The organism is Rhizobium sp. A22-96 (genome assembly GCF_053521805.1).
On the sequence record NZ_JBNWDQ010000005.1, the window covers coordinates 166687 to 187106 of the forward strand.

The 20420-nt window shown below is 61.4% G+C and carries 15 protein-coding genes; 9 read left to right on the top strand and 6 right to left on the bottom strand.

Features of this window, described 5'->3' with window-relative positions; translation table 11 throughout:
• Positions 1-53: 53 nt before the first annotated feature.
• On the top strand, positions 54-1037 hold the full coding sequence (gene mbfA / locus ACQZ6F_RS22305; RefSeq protein WP_068400740.1) for an iron exporter MbfA: 984 nt from the start codon (positions 54-56) through the stop codon (positions 1035-1037).
• Between the two features lie 86 nt (positions 1038-1123).
• Here the strand turns inward: mbfA and ACQZ6F_RS22310 are convergent, their stop codons facing one another.
• Together ACQZ6F_RS22310 and ACQZ6F_RS22315 are read right to left on the bottom strand one after the other, a co-directional pair.
• Positions 1124-1723 (bottom strand): transglutaminase-like cysteine peptidase, encoded by a 600-nt coding sequence (locus ACQZ6F_RS22310; RefSeq protein ID WP_077468427.1) that lies wholly within the window; start codon positions 1721-1723, stop codon positions 1124-1126.
• A gap of 236 nt (positions 1724-1959) precedes the next feature.
• Complete coding sequence (locus ACQZ6F_RS22315; protein WP_449094148.1) at positions 1960-2772, bottom strand: alpha/beta hydrolase; 813 nt, start codon at positions 2770-2772, stop codon at positions 1960-1962.
• Positions 2773-3051: 279 nt separating this feature from the next.
• Between ACQZ6F_RS22315 and infC the strand changes: the two genes are divergently transcribed.
• The 6 genes from infC to pheT all read left to right on the top strand — a co-directional run bounded on the left by infC (position 3052) and on the right by pheT (position 9089).
• Positions 3052-3588, top strand: coding sequence for a translation initiation factor IF-3 (infC, locus tag ACQZ6F_RS22320; protein ID WP_174070236.1), 537 nt, complete (start codon positions 3052-3054; stop codon positions 3586-3588).
• Between the two features lie 321 nt (positions 3589-3909).
• Positions 3910-4113: a 50S ribosomal protein L35 gene (gene rpmI, locus ACQZ6F_RS22325; protein ID WP_003544621.1), complete on the top strand. Its 204-nt coding sequence runs from the start codon at positions 3910-3912 to the stop codon at positions 4111-4113.
• A 37-nt stretch (positions 4114-4150) separates the two neighbouring features.
• Complete coding sequence (gene rplT, locus ACQZ6F_RS22330) at positions 4151-4555, top strand: 50S ribosomal protein L20 (RefSeq protein WP_068400732.1); 405 nt, start codon at positions 4151-4153, stop codon at positions 4553-4555.
• 414 nt (positions 4556-4969) lie between these two features.
• Positions 4970-5530: a hypothetical protein gene (locus ACQZ6F_RS22335; protein WP_449094149.1), complete on the top strand. Its 561-nt coding sequence runs from the start codon at positions 4970-4972 to the stop codon at positions 5528-5530.
• A gap of 37 nt (positions 5531-5567) precedes the next feature.
• On the top strand, positions 5568-6650 hold the full coding sequence (gene pheS / locus ACQZ6F_RS22340) for a phenylalanine--tRNA ligase subunit alpha (RefSeq protein ID WP_077468430.1): 1083 nt from the start codon (positions 5568-5570) through the stop codon (positions 6648-6650).
• Between the two features lie 15 nt (positions 6651-6665).
• Entirely contained in the window at positions 6666-9089 is a 2424-nt protein-coding gene (gene pheT / locus ACQZ6F_RS22345) for a phenylalanine--tRNA ligase subunit beta (RefSeq protein ID WP_449094150.1), read from the top strand.
• 260 nt (positions 9090-9349) lie between these two features.
• On the opposite strand, the gene ACQZ6F_RS22350 is transcribed toward pheT, so the two are convergent.
• The 4 genes from ACQZ6F_RS22350 to ACQZ6F_RS22365 all read right to left on the bottom strand — a co-directional run bounded on the left by ACQZ6F_RS22350 (position 9350) and on the right by ACQZ6F_RS22365 (position 18664).
• A complete protein-coding gene (locus tag ACQZ6F_RS22350; RefSeq protein ID WP_068401155.1) occupies positions 9350-9709 on the bottom strand; it encodes a nuclear transport factor 2 family protein in 360 nt (119 codons plus the stop codon).
• Between the two features lie 92 nt (positions 9710-9801).
• Positions 9802-11889, bottom strand: coding sequence for a penicillin-binding protein 1C (pbpC, locus tag ACQZ6F_RS22355; protein ID WP_449094151.1), 2088 nt, complete (start codon positions 11887-11889; stop codon positions 9802-9804).
• Between the two features lie 8 nt (positions 11890-11897).
• Positions 11898-17414, bottom strand: coding sequence for an alpha-2-macroglobulin family protein (locus tag ACQZ6F_RS22360; RefSeq protein ID WP_449094152.1), 5517 nt, complete (start codon positions 17412-17414; stop codon positions 11898-11900).
• A 254-nt stretch (positions 17415-17668) separates the two neighbouring features.
• A complete protein-coding gene (locus tag ACQZ6F_RS22365; RefSeq protein ID WP_449094153.1) occupies positions 17669-18664 on the bottom strand; it encodes an aldo/keto reductase in 996 nt (331 codons plus the stop codon).
• Positions 18665-18795: 131 nt separating this feature from the next.
• Here ACQZ6F_RS22365 and ACQZ6F_RS22370 point away from each other — a divergent pair, with 131 nt between their 5' ends.
• Positions 18796-19689: a LysR family transcriptional regulator gene (locus tag ACQZ6F_RS22370; RefSeq protein WP_068400714.1), complete on the top strand. Its 894-nt coding sequence runs from the start codon at positions 18796-18798 to the stop codon at positions 19687-19689.
• Positions 19690-19805: 116 nt separating this feature from the next.
• A complete protein-coding gene (locus ACQZ6F_RS22375) occupies positions 19806-20420 on the top strand; it encodes a hypothetical protein (RefSeq protein ID WP_449094154.1) in 615 nt (204 codons plus the stop codon).

Consider the following 20420-nt stretch of genomic DNA (forward strand, 5'->3'; position numbering starts at 1 on the left):
ATGGCGGCTCACTTTAGAATTAGAATAATTCTAAAGATAAGAGGCTATCTCCCATGCTGCTGGGTTTCTTCCGTTCGCCGAAACGCTCTTTCACCTCCTTGTCCGAGCAGGAGATTCTTGCCGTCGCCATCGCCGCGGAAGAGGACGATTCGCGTATCTATCTCGCCTATGCCGATAGTCTACGCGCCAATTATCCCGAGTCCGCCAAAGTCTTCGAAGATATGGCCGAGGTCGAGGACACGCATCGTAAGACGCTGATCGATATGCATCGCCGGCGGTTCGGCGAGCGTATTCCGCTGATCCGGCGTGAGCATGTCAGCGGTTTCTATGAGCGCAAGCCGGATTGGCTGCGCAAGAACCTGTCTCTCGAAGCTATGCGCGATGAAGCCGAGGCGATGGAGCAGCAGGCCTATAATTTCTATGTCGAGGCAGCCAAGCAGGTTTCCGATGCCTCGACGCGGCAGCTTCTTGGCGACCTGGCGCTGGCCGAGCAGGGGCATGAAGACGTTGCCCGCATGTTGGGAGACAAGCACACGCCGGAGACGGTCAAACACGAAGAGGACGCAAAGGCGCATCGCCAGTTCGTGTTGACCTATGTGCAGCCGGGGCTCGCTGGCCTGATGGATGGTTCAGTCTCCACTCTGGCGCCGATCTTTGCCGCCGCCTTCGCCACGCAGCAGACCTGGCAGACCTTCCTTGTCGGCCTCTCGGCCTCGGTCGGTGCCGGTATATCGATGGGTTTCACCGAAGCCGCGCATGACGATGGCAAGATTTCCGGACGCGGCTCGCCGATCAAGCGTGGTCTTGCCTGCGGGATCATGACCGCGCTTGGCGGCCTCGGCCACGCGCTGCCCTACCTCATTCCGCAGTTCTGGACCGCGACGATCATCGCTGCCATCGTTGTGTTCTTCGAGCTCTGGGCCATCGCCTTCATCCAGAACAAATATATGGAAACGCCGTTCCTGCGCGCGGCCTTCCAGGTCGTGGTTGGCGGCTCTCTGGTGCTGGCGGCAGGTATATTGATTGGAAATGCCTGAGGCGGCGGCGCCGTCTCGCCTGAACCAGCTCAATAAAAAGGCCGGCTCATTCGCCGGCCTTTTGCATCTGTTCGAGTGTCTAGTGGTTATTTGACCGAGCCGACCAGAACGTCGTTGCCATTCTCGATGGTCACCCAGCGGCCGGCGTTGAAGCTCGCCTGGCGCTTCAGGTAGGAGTAGGGGGTCTTGGACCAGAGCTTGATCTCGTCCTCGAGGTTGTCGAGAACATAGTCGCCCTGCTTGGTGCGCAGCGTCAGCACGGCATGGCCCTCGCCATCGGGCTTGCGCACGACCGTCATCAGCAGATTGGAAGCGGAAATGCCGCTCTGCATCAGCATCCTGCGCTTCAGCAGCGCAAAATCCTCGCAGTCGCCGGCGGTCTTCGGATATTCCCAGTATTCTTCCTGGCCGTAGACTTCCATGTCCGTTGCCGGCCGGATGGTCTTGTTGACGCGCAGATTGATCTGGTTGACCAGCGCCCAGGCGGCGGCATTCATGTCGACGGGACCGATATTGCGGGTCGGGCCGCATTCGTCGGTGTGTCGCTGGCAGAAATCATAGTGCCCGATAGGCTGGGAAGTGACGTTCCCGACCGTCATCGACGCTGTCTGTTGGGACGCCGGCATCGCCGACGACGACATCGCAATTATAGCAGCGAAAGCAACCAAAAGGCCCTTAATACGCACGCCCACTATTCCTTGTATCGTCCCTACATTTATTAACAAATTGTTAATGTAGGGGGGCGTGCGAAGTCAATCGTTACTTAAGTGTTAACGGCGGAACCGGCCTCTATGGTTAATTTCGGCACAATCAAAGGGCTAGTTGCCATATTCCTGTGCCTCCTGCGGTAAGGAAAGCGTAGGCGGACACTGGGCGGCAAAAACACTGCTCAGCGATCGATCCCTGATGTATCTGTTTGTTTTTACGTGAGATTATGCAGCGCCAGCGTTTCTGCAACGCTCAACATGCGCTCGATATCCTGCGGTCGCGACAGGCGATGATCGCCATCGCGCACAAGTGTTAACACCACGTCGTCGGCGGGCAGATGCTCGACCAGTTTTAACGAATGGGCAAAGGGCACGTCGGCATCCTCCATGCCCTGCAGGATGTGCACCGGGCAGCCGGTTTCGATGATGCCGGTGAGCACGCGATTGGCGCGGCCGTCCTCGATGAGGGCGCGGGTGAAGATGTTCGGCTCGGCACTGTATTCCGATGGCTCTTCGAAATAGCCACGCTCCTCCAGCGACCGTCGCTCCGTATCCGAAAGATTGGGCTCGATGAGATCGATGGTGAAATCGGGTGCCGGCGCGATGAGCACGAGACCCGCAATGGCGGGCGTCTTCTTGCGCTTGCGCAGTTCCTGGATGGTCCTGAGCGCGATCCAGCCGCCCATCGATGAGCCGACGAGGACGATCCGTTTGGGTTTGGTATGGTCGATGACGGCAAGCGTCTCTTCCAGCCAGCGCGATATCGTGCCGTCGGTGAACTCGCCGCCGGATTGGCCATGGCCGGAATAGTCGAAGCGGATGCAGCCGAGGCCAAGCCGTTCGGCAAGCGCATCGAGCTCGACCGCCTTGGTGCCGCTCATGTCGGATCGATAGCCGGATAGCCATACGAAGCTGACATTCTTTGCGCCCTTGCCGGCGGCACGTTCGCTGATGGCAATCTGGCGCTGGTTTTCGCCTTTGCCGACGGACAGGAAGGTCGGCTGGGGGGCCGTGGTTGCTTCGGACATCAAGAAACTCCCGGAATTTTTGCCTTATAGAACAGATTCGCGCGCGCGTTACCCGAAAAATCCGCGGTTTGCTGTCAGGGGTTTTGGCGCTATTTGGCAGCGATACTGTGTCCTTCGCGCATCTCGCGCGGCCGCGACACTATATTGACACGTGGGAGGTGATTTTTTCCTGATGTCATGCTATTGACTTCAACACAGCTTTTACGACATTTCCGTCAGTTGCGCCGACGGGAGAGATAGGCTGCATCTAATCCGAAACAATTCGTGGAGAATACGACCATTCGCAGACCCTTTAAAACCGATGCGCCCGTAAAGGACGGGCCACGTTCCAACAGGGAAATCCGCATTCCCAAAGTACAGCTTATCGGAGCTGACGGCGCGAATCTGGGCATCGTCGCGACGGACCAGGCCTTGAGAATGGCAGAGGAGGCCGGTCTCGATCTGGTTGAGATTTCCCCCAATGCTGAGCCGCCTGTATGTAAGATTCTCGACCTCGGCAAGCTGAAGTATTCTAACCAGAAGAAGGCAGCCGAAGCGCGCAAGAAGCAGAAGATCGTCGAAGTCAAAGAAATCAAGATGCGTCCGAACATCGACACCCATGACTATGAGGTGAAGATGAAGGCGATCGGCCGTTTCTTCGAGGAAGGCGACAAGGTGAAGGTGACCTTGAAGTTCCGTGGCCGCGAAATGGCCCACCAGGAACTCGGTATGAAGCTTCTTCAGCAGGTCAAGGAAGACACGCTCGAGATCGCCAAGGTGGAAGCCGAGCCCAAGCTCGAAGGCCGCCAGATGATGATGGTGCTTGCGCCGAAGTGAGGCGCAGGTTGCAGTAATAGAGGCCGGAGCCGTCCCTTGGGCGGCTTTTTCCTTTTAAGCCGCCGGTTTGACGCTGTCATCGATCTGCAAAGATTCACGCGTCCGGCCCGTTGCACTCTGAGGCAACTGCGGTTATAAGCGCGCGTCCGAACTGACCGGCAGGGCATGCCGTGGCAGTTCAGAATGCTGGCGGGACGGTTCGTCGCCGTATCCGCCGTTCAACAACAAACGCTCCGGCACCTTGTCGCAGCCCGGCCTAGCCGGATCTGTGGGAAGGGCTTTTTAGCAAAGCACGCCAGGAAGCATCGAAGGAGTAGCAAAATGCCCAAGATGAAGACGAAGTCCTCAGCCAAGAAGCGGTTCAAGATCACCGCGACCGGCAAGGTCAAGGCCGCCGCTGCTGGCAAGCGCCACGGCATGATCAAGCGTAGCAACAAGTTCATTCGCGACGCCCGCGGCACCATGGTTCTCGCAGAACCGGATGGCCGTAAGGTAATCAAGAACTACTTGCCGAACGGTCTCTAAGACTATTCGTAACGCTATAGACTAAGGAGATCATGAAATGGCACGCGTAAAAAGAGGCGTTACCGCCCACGCCAAGCATAAGAAGGTTCTGAAGCAGGCTCGTGGCTTCTACGGCCGCCGCAAGAACACCATCCGGACCGCCAAGGCTGCTGTCGATCGTTCCAAGCAGTACGCTTATCGCGACCGCAAGGTTAACAAGCGCAATTTCCGCGCTCTCTGGATCCAGCGTATCAACGCTGCCGTCCGCGAACACGGCCTGACCTACGGCCGCTTCATTGACGGCCTCACCAAGGCTGGCATCGAAGTTGACCGCAAGGTTCTCTCCGACATGGCAATCCATGAGACGGAAGCTTTCGGTGCGCTCGTTGCAGCATCGAAGAAGGCTCTTGAGTATCTCAAGGAAGCCGGCACGACGAACGAGTTCGAAGCTGCCGTTGGCTAAGGCCGACTTTTAGACAGATTTTTGTCACATTTGTGAAACCCGCGCTTGTGTAACCGGCGCGGGTTTTATATTTTTCGGGCCATAAACAGTTGTGACGATCACCTTAGGGACTCTCGCCACCGAGGGTGGGTGAAATTATTGAACGGCCAGACTAAGGAACTAAGCTCCATACCAAACCTCACCGGCAAGGATATCCAGGCTTTGCTGACAGTGCTGGTGAATGGGTCCGGCCGGGTTGAGCGTGTTCCTCTTTCGTCGCGTCTTGTCTGGATCAAACGATTTGGGACTGAGAAAACGCGGTTCTGGCGCTACTTGCAGGCCGCTTTGTCGTGCGTCATCCCCTTAGATTTTCTTCGCCCCTGTGCATGCCTCACACCGCAGGAGATGGCGGAACGCGAGATCAGGCGCATAGCCATGTTTGCAGAGCAGGGCATTGCGGTTCCGAAAGTTCTCTATGCCTCGAACAGTGCCATCATGCTCGCGGATGCCGGCATCACGGTGCAGGGACGTCTCGAGCAGCTGAAAGAAAGCGACCCCGTCGCTCATGACGATCTCATGGTTGCTTGCGCCACCGAGCTTGGCCGGCTTCACGCTAGCGGCCTTTGCCACGGCCGCCCCTATCCGCGTGATATGTTCTTTGCCGGCAGGCGGCTCGGCTTCATGGATTTCGAGGAAGACCCGCAAACGGTGATGCCGCTTGAGGTTGCTCAGGCGCGCGACATCTGGCTTCTGTTTCTCCAGATCGCCACCGGTGCCCGCCTCGGCATGGAGACGCAGAACAGGGCCTATGAGGCCTGGTCGGAACAGGCGCCGGCCGCCGCTCGTGTCGAGCTTCAGCGCATGATTCGCTTTCTTGGTGGTTTTTTGTTCCTTGCCCGGTTGATTGGCCGCGTGCACATGGGTAGTGATCTGCGACGCTTCATCGTTGCGACCAGCTTTCTGATGCATGCGTTTACCACTTATTCGGTGGACTGAGCGGCGCTATAGCCTACGGTCCGCAAGGCAGGACCAGATGACGGAACTCGTAACACTTGAAACCCAACTCATGGCCGACGTGGCCGCGGCAACCGACGAGCAATCGATCGAGGCCGTGAGGGTCGCCGCGCTCGGCAAGAAGGGCTCGGTTTCGGAACTGTTGAAGACACTGGGCTCGATGTCGCCGGAAGAGCGGCAGACACGCGGTGCTGCGATCAACGCTTTGAAGAATTCCGTCACCGACGCGATCAACGAGCGCAAGGGCGCGCTGCGTGATGCGGCAATCGATGCAAAGCTGAAGGCAGAGACGGTCGACGTCAGCCTGCCGGTCCGCTCCTCGCCGGCCGAGCGTGGCCGCATTCATCCGATCAGCCAGATCGTCGATGAGATCACCGCCATCTTCGGCGACATGGGCTTCTCGATCGCCGAAGGTCCTGATGTCGAGACCGACTACTATAACTTCACGGCTCTGAACTTCCCCGAGGGGCACCCGGCGCGCGAGATGCACGACACCTTCTTCTTCCAGCCGGATGAAAAGGGTGAGCGCAAGGTGCTGCGTACGCACACCTCGCCGGTGCAGATCCGCACCATGGAAGCGCAAAAGCCGCCGATCCGCATCATCATCCCCGGCAAGACCTACCGCCAGGACAGCGACGCCACGCATTCGCCGATGTTCCATCAGGTCGAAGGCCTCGTCATCGACAAGACGGCGAACGTCGCCAATATCCGCTGGGTGCTGGAAGAGTTCTGCAAGGCCTTCTTCGAGGTCGACAACGTGACGATGCGCTTCCGCCCGTCGTTCTTCCCGTTCACGGAGCCCTCTTTCGAGGTTGATATCCAGTGCGACCGTTCCGGCCCGATCGTCAAGTTCGGCGAAGGCACCGACTGGATGGAGATCCTCGGCTGCGGCATGGTGCATCCGAACGTGCTGCGCCATGGCGGACTCGATCCCGATGAATATCAGGGCTTTGCCTGGGGCATGGGCCTCGACCGTATCGCCATGCTGAAATACGGCATGCCGGACCTGCGTGACTTCTTCAATGCCGACGTCCGCTGGATGAACCATTACGGCTTCCGCCCGCTCGACATGCCGACTTTGTTCGGCGGCCTGAGCGCGTAAGCAAGGATTGATCAGATGAAATTCACACTCTCATGGCTGAAAGAGCATCTTGATACCGATGCCACGCTCGACGAGATCTGCACACGCCTGACCCAGATCGGTCTGGAAGTGGAGGATGTCGACGACAAGGCGGCGTTCAAGCCCTTCGTCATCGCCAAGGTTCTGTCAGCCGAAAAGCACCCGCAGGCCGATCGCCTGAAGGTGTTGATGGTCGATATTGGCAGCGGCGCGCCCGTTCAGGTCGTCTGCGGCGCTCCCAACGCGCGCGCCGGCCTCGTTGGCGCCTTTGCGGCTCCCGGCACCTATGTTCCCGGTATCGACGTGACATTGGCCATCGGCAACATCCGTGGCGTCGAAAGCCGCGGCATGATGTGCTCGGAAAAGGAACTGGAAATTTCCGACAGCCACGACGGCATCATCGACCTGCCCGAAGATGCACCTGTTGGCACCAGCTTTGCCGCCTATGCCGGCCTTGACGATGCGGTGATCGAGATCAACCTGACGCCGAACCGTCCGGATTGCACCAGCGTCTTTGGCATCGCCCGCGATCTCGCCGCCTCCGGCCTCGGCACGCTGAAATCGCCCGCGGCGCCGTCCTTCGCCGTCGAAGGCGAGACGACGACCGAACTCAAGATCGATCTGGATGACACGCGCCTTTGCCCCGGCTTCGCGCTCCGCCTCGTGCGCGGCGTCAAGAATGGCCCGAGCCCGAAATGGATGCAGCAGCGTTTGCTCGCCATCGGCCTTCGCCCGATCAGCGCGCTGGTCGATATCACCAATTACATGACCTTCGATCAGGGCCGGCCGATGCACGTCTTCGATGCCGCCAAGGTCAAGGGCAATCTGGTGGTGCGCCGCGCCAAAGACGGCGAAACCGTGCTGGCGCTGGACGAGCGCGAATACAAGCTCAACCCCAGCAATGTCGTCATTTCCGACGATAATGGCGTCGAGTCGATCGGCGGCATCATGGGCGGCGAACATTCCGGCTGCGACGAGAACACCACGGATGTGCTGATCGAATCGGCGCTCTGGGACCCGATGAACATCGCGAAGAGCGGCCGTGGCCTCGGCATCATCACCGATGCACGCTATCGCTTCGAGCGCGGCGTTGATCCGGAATACATGGTTCCGGGCCTTGAGCGCACCACCGAACTGGTGCTTGCCTGCTGTGGTGGCACGGCTGCCAAGGCTCGCGTCGAAGGTTACAAGGGCTACGAGGCCAAGGTCGTCGATTTCCCGCTGTCGGAAGTCAAGCGCCTGACCGGCCTCGAAGTCTCGGCCGATGAGAGCAAGTCCATCCTGACGAAGCTCGGCTTCTCGGTTTCCGGTTCGGGCGAGCGCATTTCGGTCGCCGTTCCCTCCTGGCGTCCGGATGTCGACGGCAAGGCCGATCTCGTCGAAGAAATCATGCGTATCCACGGCGTCGACAACATCAAGCCGCAGCCGCTGGCCAGCCACGCTGCCGTCAACGGCAAGATCCTGACGACGCTGCAGATCCGCACCCGCACCGCCAAGCGCGCGCTCGCATCGCGGGGCATGCTGGAAGCCGTCACCTGGTCCTTCATCGCCGAAGATCAGGCCAAGCTCTTCGGCGGCGGCTCCAACGCCCTGAAGCTTGCCAACCCGATCGCGGCCGATATGTCGGACATGCGTCCGTCGCTGCTGCCGGGCCTGCTGTCCGCAGCGCAGCGCAATGCCGACAAGGGCTATGGCGACGTCGCGATCTTCGAAGTGTCCGGCACCTATGAGAACGATACGCCCGAAGGCCAGCGTCGCGTCGCAGGCGGTATCCGCCGTGGTACGGCAACGCTCGCCGGCGCCGGCCGCATGTGGTCGAACGCTGCCAAGGGCGGTGGCAAGCCGGTTGACGTTTTCGATGCCAAGGCCGATGCGCTCGCCGTCATCGAGGCCTGCGGCCTGCCGATGACCAATATCCAGATCGAGCAGGGTGGCCCCGCCTGGTATCACCCGGGCCGGTCCGGCACCATCAAGATGGGGCCGAAGGTCGTGCTCGGCTATTTCGGCGAATTCCATCCGAAGACGCTGGAAGCGCTCGACGTGTCGGGCGCTCTCGCCGGCTTCGAAGTCTATGTCGACGCCATGCCCGAGCCGAAGAAGAAGGCAACCCGCACCAAGCCGGCGCTGGAGCTTTCTCCCTTCCAGGCCGTCAAGCGTGACTTCGCCTTCGTGGTCGACAAGTCGGTGGAAGCCGGTGCAGTCATCCGCGCTGCCGTCGGTGCCGACCGCAAGCTGGTGACCGGCGTCAACGTCTTCGACATCTTCGAAGGCGCATCGCTCGGCGAGGGCAAGAAGTCGATCGCCATCGAAGTGCAGATCCAGCCGGCCGAGCGCACGCTGACGGACGAGGATTTCGAGGCACTGACGCAGAAGATCGTCGCCAATGTGACGAAGTCGACGGGTGGGGTGCTGCGCGGTTAATCTGCTGCTGCTGAGTTCGCGGAGGGCGCGTCACCCCCCTCTGTCACTGTCGTGACATCTTCCCCACATGGGGGGAGATCGTTGGGAGTTCGACGCACGCCTTCGTTAAAGCAGAAGCTTCGATTTCAACAGATGCGATATCAGCTTGGGGCAAGATAATGCCGCGAGTTACCAATCTCCCCCCATGTGGGGGAGATGTCCCGGAAGGGACAGAGGGGGGTATCAGAGGCTCGGCATAGACGGAGCAGCCTCGAAACACATCACCGATGCAGATGATAGACCTTGTTCACCACACTCCACCGCCCATCGATCTTCACCAGCGATAGATAGTCCGAAAAGCGCATCCCTGCGAATTCGTCGACGACCTTCACGCTAGCCGCATCGCCTTCGATGTCGATCAGCTCGATGTCCATCAGCGGTATGGTGCCGGGCGGAGCGCTGCCTTCCTCGACGATTGCCGAGATGAATTCATCCCGTGTCATCCATTCGACTGCGCCCTGATAATTGCCGATGATTTGGGCTCGTGGATGGAAAGCCTTTCGCAGCGCGGGCTCATTCGCGAATGCCATGCCATCGACATAGAGGTGAACAACCGCGCGGATTGCCTGCTCTTCCGACATCTCGCCATTCCTCATTTGAGTCATGCCTAAGATAGCATGGACGCTGCCGGCTGACAAAAAGGCGATGGCATGATCGCGATGATTTGACGCCTCTACTCGACGAAAACCCGTACGCTGGCGGCGCGTCCGGCCGCATCGATGACGGTGAGCGTCGAATATCCCGCACCGTCAGGCGTCCATTGATTGGTGCGGCGGCGAGACAGATCCGGCAGCGGCTTGCCATTGGCGAGCCAACGGAACGGAGCGCGTCCTCCCTGCAGCTTCAGCGCCAGCGGTGTGATCTGGCTCGCACCGCCGCTGGCGCCGAGATCGACGCGCGCCCCTTCCGGCGGATAGACGATCTGCGGCGCAGGCTCCCGGTTCGAAGCCGCCAGCAGCCCTGCGGCGGTCACGGAGAAGCGCCGCTGGCTGATCGGCAGCTCGGTCGCGGAAATGCGCACCGCACCCATGGGAGGCGGCGGGAAGGGTGTGATGGCCACGCCCGACTTGGCAAAGGCTTCGAACAGGATGGGTGCTGCCGAAACATAGCCCGCCAGTCCCGGCACGGCGCCATTGTCAGGACGGCCGACCCAGACGCCGAGCACGTGTGCGCCGTCATAGCCGATCGACCATGCATCGCGATTGCCGTAGCTCGTGCCGGTCTTGTAGGCGATGCCGAGCTGCTTGCTGCCGCGCGGCGCGATAATATCGGAGAGAATGTCAGTGATGTTCCAGGCCGCGACCGGCTCCATCAACGGCTCGCTGTCGATCGGACCCGGTTGGTCCTGAACCCCGTCACCGATCCGCATCGGCTTGCCGCGATTGGCAAGCCCGGCATAGAGCTGCACGAGATCCTTCAGCGTAATGCCGACACCGCCAAGGCCGATGGCAAGGCCTGGGGCTTCGTTCGGCGGCAGCATCGGCTTCACCTCGGCGCGACGGAAGCGCACCAGCAGCCGCGTCGGACCCACGGCGTCGAGCAGGCGGACGGCTGGTACGTTGAGCGACAGCTGCAGCGCCTGGCGCACGCTGACATCGCCCTGATAGCTCATGTCGAAATTGCGCGGACGGTAGCCATAGAAATCGGCCGGGCGATCCTCGATGATCGTCTCCTGCGCCACGTAGCCTTGCTCGAAAGCGAGACCATAGATGAAGGGTTTCAGCGTCGAGCCGGGGGAGCGCAGTATGCGGGTCATGTCGATCCAGCCCGAACGGCCGGAATCGAAGTAGTTGGCCGAGCCGACTTCGCCGATGATCTCACCGGTCTTGGCATCGGCCATCACCATGGCGACGGATACCTTCGGTCCAAGCCGCTTTGCGGCCGCATCGGCAACGGCTTCCAGCCCCTGCTGGACACTGCGCCGTAGCGTGGTTCGGTGCTGGATGACGCCGGGTTGCTTCTTCAGCGCCAGTTCGGCCAGATGGGCTGCATAGGCGGGCAGTTGCCGCCGTCCGGCGGGTATGGGCGTCAGCGCGGCGCGTTCGGCTTCCCCCTCGCCGATGATGGTAGCGACGGCGGCGCGTTCCAGCACGCGGTGGCGGGCTGCTTGTGCGGTTGCGAAGTTGCGGTCAGGCCGCCGCTTTTCCGGCAGCTGGGGTAGCGCTACCAGCAAGGCTGACTGCGCCACGGTGAGGTGTCGCGGCTCCTTGCCGAAATAGGCAAGGCTCGCGGCCCGAACGCCCTCCAGATTGCCGCCATAGGGCGCATGCGTCAGGTAGAGATCGAGGATCTGCTCCTTGCTGAGCCGCCGTTCGATCTGGATGGCGCGGACGACCTGCAGAAGCTTCGCCGTCATCGACCGCTGGCTGCGTGGCTCGATCAGGCGGGCCACCTGCATGGAAAGCGTGGAACCGCCGGAGACGATGCGGCCATGGGTGACGAGCTGGAGGAAGGCGCGGCCGATCGCCATCGGGTCGACGCCGTGGTGATCGTAGAAGCGGCGGTCTTCATAGGCGACCAGCATGCGCAGATATTGCTGGTCGACGTCGGAAACCTCGGTCTTCAGCCGCCAGCGTCCCTCGGGCGTGGCGAAGGCACGCAGCAAGTCGCCATTGGCATCAAGCACTTCGGCGGAGACGACGCGGGCATTGTCCAGCGGCGGTGGATAGGCGCGGTCCGCGGCCTCAAGGCCGAAGACCAGCGCCACCGCCGTCAAGGCCGTGGCTCCAAAGCCAATCGCAATCTTCCATCGCGTCTTCATGACGGCTCTTACTTCTGTGCAGCCAGCACCTCCATGCGGCCCATCGCCGTGCGGGCGGAGAACTGCGGACGATACATGTCCTCGACGGTTGCAGCCGGATGATCGTAGACGCCGGGGGTCACGGCGCGCACGACATAGGCGAAGGTCAGGTCGCGGTCGGCGCCAGCGGCCTGATCGAAGGCCGAGACGAAGCGGTCGCTGCGGAACTCGACATGAGCCGGCTGAATGTCGCTGAGAAAGTCGAAGTTCGACAGTTGAGCGCTGTTGACGATGCTCGGATTGTCGATCTCGAAGCCGGCAGGCAGCAGATCGGTCACAAGCAGGCGCTGCGGCCAGTCATTGTCTTCGGTCACATGCAGCACGACAACATAGCGTTCGTTCTGCTGCGCCTGGGTGACGTTCGCCTCCTCGCCGTCGAGCGTGTAGTACTTGCGCTCGATCTTGAAGCCGTTGCCGCCGGCCGGCAGCGGAGCGACGGGAGCCGCGACCGTGGTCACGGCCGCAGACAGCGGCTGGCGCGTGGTGTTGGTGACGGTCAGCGGATGGCCCACCAGGGCGTCGCCCGTCATCTGCGCCATGTAGGTGCCGGTGTGGGCGGCGCCGTTGACGTCGAGCATCAGCCCGTCATCGCCGTTCTGCAGCGCGCGAGCTGCCAGCAGCATCCAGGTCTGCTCCTGGGTGCTGGTATATTTCTTCGTCTGCCAATCCTTGGCGACGACACCAGCCAGATCCGGAATGATCGGCGGAACCGGACGGCTTTCGGCGGCAAGCGCCAGCACCGCGGCACCATCTCGAAGCGACGAACCATAGTCGGAGCGGACGAAACTGACCTTCGTGGCCACCGCCTTCTGCGACATCTGCAATGCATCGATGAAGATGTTGCGCGAGCGCTGCGCGTCTCCGTAGAGCGCCAGCGCCGCGGCCAGATGCGCCTTGGAGAGCGGCGTCTGGAAGTCGTTCAGCATCGTGTCGGCGTAGTAGCGCAGATCGCTGATCGACGCCTTCTTGTTGCGCGCCAGCACGTAGAGCGCATAGGCGATCTCGTTGCCATTGTCCTTGACGTTGGTATTGGCGCTCAGCGAATTCTGGAGGTTTTCCAGCGCCTGCACCATCGCCTGATCCGGCACGGTATACTTCTGCTCGCGGGCCCGGGTGAGGAAATCGGTCACGTAGGAGTCCAGCCAGAGATCGCCGGAGCCGGGAGCCCAGAGGCCGAAGCTGCCGGTCGAGGACTGATAGGACAGTTCACGATAAATGGCATCCTGTACGCGCTTGCGGATTTCGCCGTCGTCGGCAAGGCCGTTCTTGACCGCCATGTCGCTGAAATAGAGGAGTGGCAAGGCGCCGCTCGCGGTCTGTTCGGCGCAGCCATAGGGATAGCGGCTGAGGCTCATCAGCAGGCCCGGCACGTCGAAGGCACTGGAGCGGCTGACGTTGACGCTGACCGAGGCACCGGGCAGCACGCTGTCGGCGAGAAGATCGGCATTGACGGTCAGGCTCTTGCCGGGGGCAAGCGCGATGACCCGCTGTTCGGTGACCGGCAGCTGCGCCGGGCGAACGGGGATATCGACCGATTGATCGAGCGATAGTCCCGAAGCATTCGAGAGCTTGATCGCGACCGTGCCGGCACCGGGTTGTCCGCCCGTCAGCGGCAGGGTGATGTTGTATTTGCCGCCGGCCTCCAGCTTGATCGTCTGCTGCGTGGCGCTCGCATCCACGGTCACGGCGCTGTTGCCAGTGACCGCAAGCGTATAGTCGCCGGCAGGGGCATCGGTGTTGGCGACGTCGAGCCGCAGATTGGCCTTGTCTCCAGGGGCGAGGAACTTCGGCAGGCTCGCGGTGACGACGACCGGGTCGCGGATGATCACATCCTGGGTCGCGTGCCCGACGCCAGCCTTCGACCAGGCAACGGCCATAAGGCGTGCCGTGCCGTTGAACTGCGGAATGTCGAAGCTGACATTCGCCTTGCCGCTGGCATCCAGCTTGACAGGGCCGGAGAAGAAGGCGACCAGCTTTTCCGTCGGCGGGCTTGCCTGCAAGGCTGCCTGTCCGCCGTCACCGCCGGTGCGCAGCTTGCCCGTCGCGCCGAGCGAGCCGTCGATCAGGCGACCGTAGATGTCGCGGATTTCGAGGCCGAGCTGGCGTTGGCCATAGTACCAGTCATCCGGTGCCGGCGGCTGGTAGCGCGTCAGGTTGAGGATGCCGACATCGACGGCGGCAACCGTGACATAGGCGTCTTCATTGGCGCCGGCGCCGGAAACCTGCACGGCAACGCTCAAAGGCTGGCGTGGCAGCGTCTTGGCCGGCGCATCGAGCGCGATCTGCAGCTTGCGCTCACCGGGATCGACAGGCGCCCATTTGATGCCGATGGCGCGCATCGGCATGCGGCTTTCCTGGGCATCGCCGGGCCGGAACAGGGTGGCGGTCAGATAGGTGCCGGCTCCCCAATCGGCTGTCACGGGAATATCGACCTCGCCGCCGGTGGCACCGATATCGGCATTGTTGACCGAGATCAGCGTCTCGGCACCGGCCGTCACCATCAACTGGCCGGCATAGCGCGAGGTCACCTTCAGCTTGGCGATATCGCCGATCTTGTAGCTCTGCTTGTCGAGTGCAATCTCCAGCGCGTCCGGCGTTTCCGTGGAGGTGGAAGCGACATACCAGCCGGCGTTGAATTCGACGCTCGATTCCGGGCCGCTCGCATCGGCGCTCGAAACTTCCAGCCGGTAGCGGCCCCAGGTGACGGGCACGGAAATCGTTCCGCCATCGGTCGTGGCGTTGACCGTGCCGACAGCCACCTGCTTGGTGGACATGATCGGCTCATATTTCCAGCCATTGCCGGAGCGATACCATTGATAGTCGCGCTGGACGCTGAGCAGCTTCCACGTCAGGCCTTGCATGGCCTGCTTCTGGCCATTCGCGTCGACGCCGATAACATGGAAGTTGCCGACAGAGTTTTCGCCGAGATCGCCGTCGAATTGCGGCTTGATGCCGATGCGCGGGCCATCTGATTTGACCGGCAGCGTCAGCGAGCGCTCGACGGCGCGGCCGCCGGCTTCCTGCATGCGCACGGTGATGTTGGCGTTCAGAAGCTGCGTGGTCGAAGGAATATCGTTGATGGTGACGTCGAAGGTGGTCTTGCCGTTTTCGTCGAGCGCCTGCAGGTCTTCCAGCGGCACCTGTGTGCTCTCCGCCTTGCTGTCACCGCTGCTGCTATCGTCGCCGTCATTATTGTCCTTGCCGGCGCCCTCGTCGGCGAGGCCGAACTGATAGCCCTTGTAGGCATCGCTTTGCCGGGTTGGCTTCAGCGTCACTTCGCCCGCAAGGCTAAGGCCGGCTGCCGGCGCGCCATAGAGATAGCGCCCGTCGACATTGACAGGTGTCGGCTGGCCGACTTCGATCTCCTTGGCGTCGCTCTTCATGTCGAATTCGATGCGGTCGGGCACGAAGTCGTCGACGAGGAAGGTCTGCGAGCCGATGGAGGCGCCCTTCGGGTCGGTGTAGATATTCATCGTCCAGGTGCCGCGCATCGAGGTCTGCTGCAGCGGCATGTCGACAGTGTAGCCGCCAAGCTTGCCGCCATCGGTGACGATGCGGCGGTCCTCGACGCCATCGGGGCGCAGGAAGACGAAGGTGAGCGGCAGGTTTTCGACCGCTGTCGAGCTGACGTCGCGGGCAAGCGCAGAGGCATGCACCGTCTCGCCGGCGCGGTAGATGCCGCGCTCAGTCCATGTCAGCAGGTCGATCGCGCCGGGCGCGGTCCGGCCGGCAACGCCGCGGTCGGAAAGATCGAAGCCGGCGCGCGTCATGTCGAGGAAGACATAATCCTGGTCGCCGTTCTGAGCGGTGATGACCGCCGGTGTCATACCCGCCGTACCGCGCATCAGGCCGGCGCTGAAGACTGCGCGGCCATTGTCATCAGTCTTCGCGGTGCCTAGGACTTCATTGTTCTTGGCAAGCAGCTGCAGCTGCACGCCGGCGAGCGGCTTGGCGCTGGCGAGCGAGCGGGCAAAGACATTGAGCCCGTCCGTGCCGGCATAGGTGGTGACGCCGATATCCGACACCACGAACCATTGCGTTGCCTGCGGATCCCATTCCTGGCCGCCGCTATTGGGGGCAACGGCCGTCAGCACATAGACGCCCGGCTTGCGCTTCGGCAGCGCTTCATCGACCGGGAAGCTGGTGGCGACGTCCTTGTTGAGCTCCTGCTGGATATCGATCGAGCCCTGCCAGACCAGTTCACCATTGGTGTCCTGGATCGTCTGGGCGCTGTAGCTGTCCATCTGCGTCAGGAACTGCGAGTTGTTGAGGAGCTGCGCAATGTTGCGATCGCCGATGCGATAGAGCTTGAGATTGGCCGTGGTGGCATTGACCGAGACGATCGGAATGCCGCGCCGCGCCGTGGAGGGCAGCACGAAATTGTCGCCGGTGAAGCGCAGCGACGCCGTGCGGTCCTTGACGTAGACATCGACATTGACCTGCGCCGGAAGGTTTTCACCGACCGAGGAGGGGAGACCGGCACGCAGCGAAACGCGGTAGTGCTGGCCGAATTCCAGGCCTTCGACGCAGATCTGGTTGTCCTTGGCATCGACGCCCTTCGGTGCTGCGCCATTGACGGTGACGAAAGGCGTATAGTCGACGCCGCTCTTCACCAGCTTTTCGGAGAACTGCACGCAGGCGCGTGGTGACGCATTGTCATTGTCGAGCGTGTTGCCGGAGACGCGGAAGCCCTGGCGGGCACGCAGATCGTCATAGGCGGCCTGGACTGCGGCGGAGCTGACGAGATTGAGGCTTGCCTTGTAGGCGTTGAGCGCCGGGCGATAGTTCTGCGCGTTCTTCAGCGCTTCAGCGAGAACGGCAAGCGCGTCGGCGCGGCTGCTCGTCGTGCGGGTCAGCTGGTAGCCGTTGAGCGCCGCGTAGGCGGCTTTGGTGCCAACGGCGGTATCGTTGGTAACCGTGTTGGCGGCCCGCGCCATTTCGATCCACAGATCGCCATTGTCGGGGCTGAGCGACAGGGCGCCCTGGAATGCGTTCAAGGCATTCTCGACATTCCCGGACGTCAATTCGATGCGACCGAGGGCTATCAGGCTTTCGACGCCTTGGCCCTTCAACTCGTCGCCGAGCGTCAGCGTGCTTTTCGCATCGCGCGCGCTTTGAACGAAGTCCTCGGAGAGGAAGGGGAGGGCTGGTGCCGCGCCGATATCGGGCTCGTTGGCGGCCGCAGTCTCGACGATCTTGCCGGCGATGGCGCCCGGGAAACTGTTGAGCTGGTTGAAGTCGGACTTCATGAAGCACCACTTCACCTTGGGATTGTAGGTGAAGGCCTTGCAGGACTTGTCGCCGATGCAGGAGGCGGAGCACTGGTCCAGCGTCACATTCTGCTCGGTGCGCAGGTCGAAGCCGAAGTAATCGCCGTCCTTGGTGGTGACCACCTGGCGCTTGACATCCGCGGCCGCCGAAGGGCTGAGGGATGCGAAAGTGGCGAGAAGAAAAGCGGAGAAGCCGATAAACGCGCGCTTAGACATAAGTCCTCCCAACGCTGCCCGTTTTGATTGGCGGCAATCTTCAAATTTCGGACCCGTTTGTCAACCGAGCGTCGAGCTCTGGCATGCGCTTTGCGCCCATGACGATTTGTCTAGGAAGTTGAAAGAGCCTGTAAATCAGGCGATTCGCATGTTCTTGCGGTCGCTGGTGAGGCTTCACTTTTATTTTCAACCCCAAAATGACACCGGCCGTGATGGCCGGTGTCTCTGTTTAGACAGGAGAGGCGGTCAATTCGTCATATATTCGTCATGGCGAGAGACGCATCGCTGTAGCGCTTGCCGGCGACGCTTTCGAGCGGGATGATCGCGCCAAGCTCTTCCACCTCGCGCGGTGAAAGCACGATATCGGCGGCGGCCGCGTTCTGCTCGATATGGTGCAGTTTGCGGGCGCCAGGGATCGGGACGATGTCGTCGCCCTGGTAGAGCACCCATGCGAGCGCCAGTTGTGCCGCCGTGACGCCCTTTTCTTTGGCAAGGGCCTCGAGCCTGGCGACCAGCGCCGCATTGGCGTCGAAATTTTCACCCTGGAAGCGTGGCAGGTTGCGGCGGAAATCGTCGTCGGCCAAGTCGTCCACCTTGCGGATCGCGCCCGTCAGGAAGCCGCGGCCGAGCGGGCTATAAGGTACGAAGCCGATGCCGAGTTCGCGGCAGGTGGCGAGCGCCTCTTCCTCCGGATCGCGGCTCCAGAGTGAATATTCGCTCTGCACGGCAGCGATCGGATGCACCGCATGGGCGCGGCGGATGGTGGCGGCACTGGCTTCCGAGAGACCCAGCGCCCGCACCTTGCCCTCTTTCACCAGCTCCGCCATGGCACCGACCGTATCTTCGATCGGCACGTTCGGATCGACGCGATGCTGGTAGAAGAGGTCGATGACATCGGTGTTAAGCCGCTTCAGGGAGGCCTCGGCGACGTCCCTGACATGCTCCGGACGGCTGTCGACGCCGATCATGGCGGCAAGACCGGTTTTTGTGTGGTCGAGCTTGAAACCGAACTTCGTGGCGATGACCACGCTGTCGCGAACAGGCTTCAATGCCTGACCAAGCAGCTCCTCATTGGTGAAGGGGCCGTAGGTTTCGGCGGTGTCGAAAAAAGTGACGCCGAGCTCGACGGCACGATGAAGCGCTTTGACGGATTCGTTGTCGTCAGTCGCTCCATAGGCGAAGCTCATGCCCATGCAGCCGAGCCCGACGGCGGAAACGGTGAGATCCTTGCCAAGCTTGCGGGTTTTCATAATCGCGTTCCTTTTGAACCTTGTTGGATCGGTGGCGGGCCTCAAGGCCGGCCGACAGGTTCAAACTAGGTCTCGGCATAATGAATGAAAATCCATGCAAATTCTCACAACCTGTTCTATAATTTAGATCAATGAACAGGACCCAGCTCTCTCAATTGGCGGTGTTTGCCGCCGTGGCCGCCCATCGCAGCTTCCGCGCCGCCGGCAAGGAATTGTCGATCGCGCCGTCGGCGGTCAGCCATGCCGTCTCCAGCCTCGAGGCAAGCCTCGGCGTGCGGCTGCTGGCGCGCACCACCCGCAGCGTGTTGCCGACGGAGGAGGGCGAGGCGCTGCTGCAGCGGCTGGCGCCGGCGCTGGAAGAGATCGATATCGCGCTGGAAGATACGCTTGCCACCCGCGGCCGCCCGGCCGGCACTCTGCGCATCACCGCCCCGCGCTTTGCCTCGGACCTGCTGATGGCGCCGCGGCTCGGCGATTTCCTCAACACCTATCCGGACATTACGCTGGAGATCGCCAACGAGGACGGCTTCAGCGATATCGTCAAGGAGGGCTTCGATGCCGGCATCCGGCTGGAGGAGAGCATCGAGGGCGATATGATCGCGGTAAAGGTCTCGCCTGATATACGCACCGTGATCGCCGGCTCTCCAGCCTATTTCGCGAAAAATCCGAAGCCGCTCCATCCGCGCGATCTCGTGCATCACCGCTGCATCAAGCGGCGCTTCACCGATGGCTCGATTTATCGATGGGAGTTCGAGAAGGACGGCCGCGAGCTGATCGTCGCCATCGATGGTCCCTTGATCGTCATCGAGGATCGGCTTGCGGTTCTGGCGGCACTGAACGGTGCGGGCCTGTCCTATCTGTTCGACATCCGCGTCAAGCAGGAACTGGAGGACGGCAGCCTGATCCGCGTGCTGGAGGATTGGTGCCCACCCTATCCGGGCTTCTGCATCTATTATCCGAGCCGCCGCCAGATGCGCCCGGCACTGCGAGCCTTCATCGATTTCTTCAAATATACCGGGCCATGACGAGAGGGCGTCGTCGCCGATCCGGCCAATGATCGGCACTGCTGACAGAAATCGGGTGGCTTCCATGCGATATCTGGTCTGCACTGGTCGGATGGACGGAAGAAGGAGTTGAGACGATGAGAAAACCGGGGTCGATGAAGGGCTTGGAGGAGCTCGGCCGCGTCAGGCTGTCGAAGAATTTCTTCTTCCGCGATTTCCTGCATTCGGAAATTGCTGATTTCTATCGCATTCCCAATATTCCCGAAGACCCCGATCTGGCGATCGAGTCGGGCCGAAGACTGTGCGAGGAATTGCTGGAACCATTGGAGGCGACCTTTGGCCGGCTACATATCCGTTCAGGCTACCGCTCGCCCGAGGTGAATGCCTTCGGCAACAAGAACGGGCTGAATTGCTCGACCAATCCTCATACCGCCGCCCATCACATCTGGGACATGCGCGATCTCGATGGCTGCATGGGCGCCGCCGTCTGCATCGTCGTGCCCTGGCTGATCGACCATCAGAGCCAGGAGGGCGATTGGCAGAAACTCGCCTGGTGGATCCACGACCATCTGCCTTACGCTTCGCTGTGCTTCTTTCCGAAACTATGGGCCTTCAACATCCAGTGGCACGAGCGGCCGATGCGGAGCATCCAGAGCTTTGTCAGCCCGCGCGGCATGCTCACCAAGCGTGGCATGGCGAACTGGGAGGGCGATCATTCCGCTCTCTATGAGGGGTTTCCGAAGCTCAGATGA

Coding starts and splice junctions, on each gene's coding strand:
- ACQZ6F_RS22360 (WP_449094152.1), bottom strand. CDS start 17,414: ATGTCTAAGCGCGCGTTTATCGGCTTCTCCGCTTTTCTTCTCGCCACT.
- pbpC (WP_449094151.1), bottom strand. CDS start 11,889: ATGAAGACGCGATGGAAGATTGCGATTGGCTTTGGAGCCACGGCCTTG.
- ACQZ6F_RS22350 (WP_068401155.1), bottom strand. CDS start 9,709: ATGTCGGAAGAGCAGGCAATCCGCGCGGTTGTTCACCTCTATGTCGAT.
- rplT (WP_068400732.1), top strand. CDS start 4,151: ATGGCACGCGTAAAAAGAGGCGTTACCGCCCACGCCAAGCATAAGAAG.
- ACQZ6F_RS22375 (WP_449094154.1), top strand. CDS start 19,806: ATGAGAAAACCGGGGTCGATGAAGGGCTTGGAGGAGCTCGGCCGCGTC.
- ACQZ6F_RS22365 (WP_449094153.1), bottom strand. CDS start 18,664: ATGAAAACCCGCAAGCTTGGCAAGGATCTCACCGTTTCCGCCGTCGGG.
- pheS (WP_077468430.1), top strand. CDS start 5,568: ATGACGGAACTCGTAACACTTGAAACCCAACTCATGGCCGACGTGGCC.
- rpmI (WP_003544621.1), top strand. CDS start 3,910: ATGCCCAAGATGAAGACGAAGTCCTCAGCCAAGAAGCGGTTCAAGATC.
- ACQZ6F_RS22370 (WP_068400714.1), top strand. CDS start 18,796: ATGAACAGGACCCAGCTCTCTCAATTGGCGGTGTTTGCCGCCGTGGCC.
- pheT (WP_449094150.1), top strand. CDS start 6,666: ATGAAATTCACACTCTCATGGCTGAAAGAGCATCTTGATACCGATGCC.
- ACQZ6F_RS22335 (WP_449094149.1), top strand. CDS start 4,970: ATGTTTGCAGAGCAGGGCATTGCGGTTCCGAAAGTTCTCTATGCCTCG.
- ACQZ6F_RS22315 (WP_449094148.1), bottom strand. CDS start 2,772: ATGTCCGAAGCAACCACGGCCCCCCAGCCGACCTTCCTGTCCGTCGGC.
- mbfA (WP_068400740.1), top strand. CDS start 54: ATGCTGCTGGGTTTCTTCCGTTCGCCGAAACGCTCTTTCACCTCCTTG.